The 4155-nt window shown below is 62.2% G+C and carries 4 protein-coding genes; all 4 read left to right on the forward strand.

The window, feature by feature from the left end; translation table 11 throughout:
* On the forward strand, window positions 1-1970 hold a 1970-nt coding region (locus tag DBR24_RS25440), incomplete at its 5' end, for a response regulator (protein WP_146189121.1).
* Complete coding sequence (locus DBR24_RS25445) at window positions 1963-2433, forward strand: chemotaxis protein CheW (protein WP_123469524.1); 471 nt, start codon at window positions 1963-1965, stop codon at window positions 2431-2433. The genes DBR24_RS25440 and DBR24_RS25445, both read left to right, overlap by 8 nt.
* Window positions 2434-2968: 535 nt before the next feature.
* A complete protein-coding gene (locus tag DBR24_RS25450) occupies window positions 2969-3334 on the forward strand; it encodes a DUF6124 family protein (protein ID WP_128616102.1) in 366 nt (121 codons plus the stop codon).
* A 298-nt stretch (window positions 3335-3632) separates the two neighbouring features.
* The coding region (locus DBR24_RS33750; protein WP_256591827.1) for a malonate decarboxylase subunit alpha at window positions 3633-4155 on the forward strand (523 nt) is incomplete at its 3' end.

Below are 4155 nucleotides of genomic sequence, written 5' to 3' on the forward strand. Positions count from 1 at the left end.
GGGTGCGCGCCGGGCAACCGTGCCCGCCGGCCGATCGGCTGATCAGCGCGATCCAGAATTTCAGTCATCCGGCGACGGTGGAAACCCCGCCGGTATTGCCGCTGCCCGCCAAGACCGAGCCGGCGCCACCGGCTGCCGATGCCGGTGCGGACATGGTCAAGGTCTCCGCCGAACTGCTCGACGAGTTGGTCAATCTGGCCGGGGAAACCTCGATTTTCCGTGGGCGTATCGAGCAACAGGTCAGCGATGCGCAAACCGCACTGAACGAGATGGAAACCACCATCGAGCGCATGCGCGATCAATTGCGCCGGCTCGATACTGAAACCCAGGGACGGATTCTCAGCCGTCAGCAAGTCGATGCCGACCATCTCGGTTACGAAGAATTCGACCCGCGGGAAATGGATCGCCACTCGCAGTTGCAGCAACTGTCGCGGGCGCTGTTCGAATCCGCTCCCGACCTGCTCGACCTCAAGGAAACCCTCGACCGCCGCAACCACGACGCCGAGAACCTGTTGCAGCAACAGGGGCGGATCAACACCGAATTGCAGGAAGGCCTGATGCGCACGCGCATGGTGCCGTTCGAACGCATGCTGCCGCGCCTCAAACGCATCGTGCGGCAGGTCGCCGAAGAGCTGAACAAGGACGTCGCGTTCATCATCGACAACGCCGAGGGCGAGATGGACCGCAACGTGCTGGAACGCATGGCCGCGCCGCTGGAGCACATGCTGCGCAACGCCGTCGATCACGGTCTGGAGTCTGCCGAAGTGCGGCTGGCGGCGGGCAAACCGGCACAGGGTACGATCAGCCTGGACTTGTCCCGTGAGGGCGGCGACATCGTTTTCGATATCCGCGACGACGGCGCCGGGGTGCCGCTGGAAGCGGTGCGGCGCAAGGCGATCAAGCGCGGTTTGCTGGCGCCGGATGCCGAAATCAGCGACCGCGATGTATTGCAGTTCATCCTCCAGCCGGGCTTCTCCACCGCTGAAAAGATCACGCAGATTTCCGGGCGCGGCGTCGGCATGGACGTGGTCCACGAAGAAGTGCGCCAGCTCGGCGGCATCATGAGCATCGACTCGGTGCCGGGGCAGGGCGTGCATTTCCGCATTCGCCTGCCGTTCACCGTGTCGGTCAACCGCGCGCTGATGGTGCAGTGCGGCGAGGATCAATACGCGATTCCGCTGAACACCATCGAAGGCATCGTCCGCGTCCTGCCGAATGATCTGGAAGGGCACTTCCGTAACGACCCGCCGAGCTACCACTACGGCGGCCAACGCTATGAGTTGTGCTATCTGGGCGAACTGCTGAAAACTGCGCCACGCCCGAAACTGCTCGGCCAGAGCCTGCCATTGCCGGTGCTGCTGGTGCAGTGCAACGACCGGCACATCGCGGTGCAGGTCGACGCGATGGCCGGTACCCGCGAGATCGTGGTCAAGAGCCTCGGTCCGCAGTTCGGCGCGGTGCAGGGCGTGTCCGGGGCGACGATTCTCGGCGATGGCCGGGTGGTGCTGATTCTCGATTTGCTCGCACCGATCCGCGCGATGCAGGCGCGGGTTGCGCAGCGTCCGGCCCATGCGGACATCGACAGCGAGCCGCAAAAGCCGCTGCTGGTGCTGGTGGTCGACGACTCGGTGACCGTGCGCAAAGTCACCAGCCGTTTGCTCGAACGTCACGGCATGAATGTGCTGACCGCCAAGGACGGGGTCGACGCGATGCTGCTGCTCGAAGAACACATGCCCGACCTGATGCTGCTCGACATCGAAATGCCGCGCATGGACGGCTTCGAAGTCGCCACTCAGGTGCGCCACGACGAACGCCTGCAACACCTGCCGATCATCATGATTACCTCGCGCACCGGGCAGAAACACCGCGACCGCGCGATGGCCATCGGCGTCAACGACTACCTCGGCAAGCCGTATCAGGAATCGGTGCTGCTCGAAAGCATTGCCCACTGGAGCAAGAAACATGCATGAGCGCCGCCACAACGCGCGCACCAGCCAACTCACCGGCCTGCTGCTGCCACTGGCCGACCGCAACCTGATCCTGCCCAACGTCGCCGTGGCCGAGCTGATTGACTATCAGGCCAGCGCCTTCGACCTGGATACGCCGCCGTGGTATCTCGGCAAGGTTACGTGGCGTGAGCGGCAGATTCCGCTGCTGAGTTTTGAATCGGCGTGCGGGCAGAAAATCGTCATTGGCGAGCGAGCGCGGATCGTGATTTTGAATGCGCTGGGCGGGTTGCCGGAGCTGAAGTTCATTGCGCTGCTGGTGCAGGGGATTCCGCGCTCGTACAAGCTCGACAGTCAGTTGAGTTATGTCGATGTGCCGTTGTGTGCGCTGGAACAGGCGGCGGTGCAGGTCGGGGACCAAGTGGCGAAGGTGCCGGATTTGTTGGGGCTGGAGCAGTTGTTGGTGGAGGCGGGGCTCGTTCACTGATCCAAGGTTTGCGGTGACCAGACTGGACTCTTCGCGAGCAAGCTCGCTCCCACAGTGGGTTTATGTCGTACACAAAATCTGCGTTCTCTGAAGATCTCCTGTGGGAGCGAGCTTGCTCGCGAAAGCGCCAGTCGCCACACCTCAATCCGACAGACAAATCCTCAATCTCTGTGAGTAATAAACACTCTTCAGCGCAGTTGTTTAAAGACACTCTGTGTTACGGTTCCCTGGCCTACAAATCCTTGCGTCGCTGCCTACGCATGCACCAGAATCCGCCGGCTTGTGCGCCTTGGGCAGGCTGCGTAACTTGATTCCGTCACTGATTCCCAGTGATCGGGTTTAGCAGCCCGGCTTCTTCCTTACCTCGGTTGTACAAGTCTCATCCAGTCAGGCATTCGCCTGCGCTTGATGGTGGCTGTGCGCATGGCACCTTCGGGTGCGCCGGGTTGGGGTTTGACCGGTCTGCTAACTTGCGCATAGCCGCCACCCTACCGTTTAGCAGCGGGATGGTGAGGCCTGATAGAGGTTCATCCCCATGTTCAAAGTAACGCCTAACCCGCCGTCCACCGACCCGGCATCCCCCTACGAATCCCCCGACTCCAAGAAACTCCACGAAGCCGCCGAACGCGCCCTCGACCATTACCTCGGCCTGACCAACGCCGACCTGATGGCCACGCCTTACACCCCCAACACGCTGTACATGGCCAACCCCAATGCCGACACCGAATCGCTGTTGGCCGACGCCAGTGAAACCCTTGGTTCGGCTACGGTCATGCTCAATAACCACGCAGCAATGGTGGAAGGTACGCACCGCAAGACTGTGCAGGGTATTGCGCAGGTGGTGATGGTGGCGGAGATGGCGGTGAATCGGGTGTTGGATAAGTTGGTGCCGACGGAATAGCGGAAAAGCCCGCCCCTCACCCCAGCCCTCTCCCGGAGGGAGAGGGGGCCGACCGCAGGATGCTCACAAGTTACGCCGACCTGAAAATACTGCTGTGAATCCATAATCGACTCGGTGGGGCAGGTCGATGTATGGCGCCAGACACCTCGGTAGGTCCCCTCTCCCTCCGGGAGAGGGCTAGGGTGAGGGCGGCTCTTGATCATTACCCTGAGCGTAACGATTCACCACCGCGCTTGATTGATGCCCCCACCCCACACGCCTACCTTAGCTCCACGACAGCGAACCCCGTGGAGTGAGCATGACAACAACAATTTCCCCCGACTCGCGCTGGACGCGGCGGCGTGACGAGAAGCAGCGGCGTCTCGACAAGGTGCGCGGGCTGGCCGACGGTGTGGTGTTGCCCACCGACAAGATCGTCGCCGCGCTCGAAGCGCTGATCCATCCCGGCGACCGCGTGGTGCTGGAGGGCAACAACCAGAAGCAGGCGGATTTCCTTTCTCGTTCGCTGGCCAAGGCTGACCCGGAAAAGCTCCACGACCTGCACATGATCATGCCCAGCGTCGGTCGCTCCGAGCATCTGGACCTGTTCGAACGCGGCATCGCCCGCAAGCTCGACTTCTCCTTTGCCGGCACCCAGAGCCTGCGCATCAGCCAGTTGCTCGAAGACGGCCTGCTGGAAGTCGGCGCGATTCACACCTACATCGAACTCTATGCGCGGCTGGTGGTGGACCTGATTCCCAATGTCGTGCTCTCGGCCGGGTTCATGGCTGACCGCGCCGGCAACATCTACACCGGCCCGAGCACCGAAGACACCCCGGCAC

Origin of the sequence: Pseudomonas sp. HMWF006 (assembly GCF_003061205.1) — a bacterium.
Lineage (GTDB): Bacteria > Pseudomonadota > Gammaproteobacteria > Pseudomonadales > Pseudomonadaceae > Aquipseudomonas > Aquipseudomonas monsensis.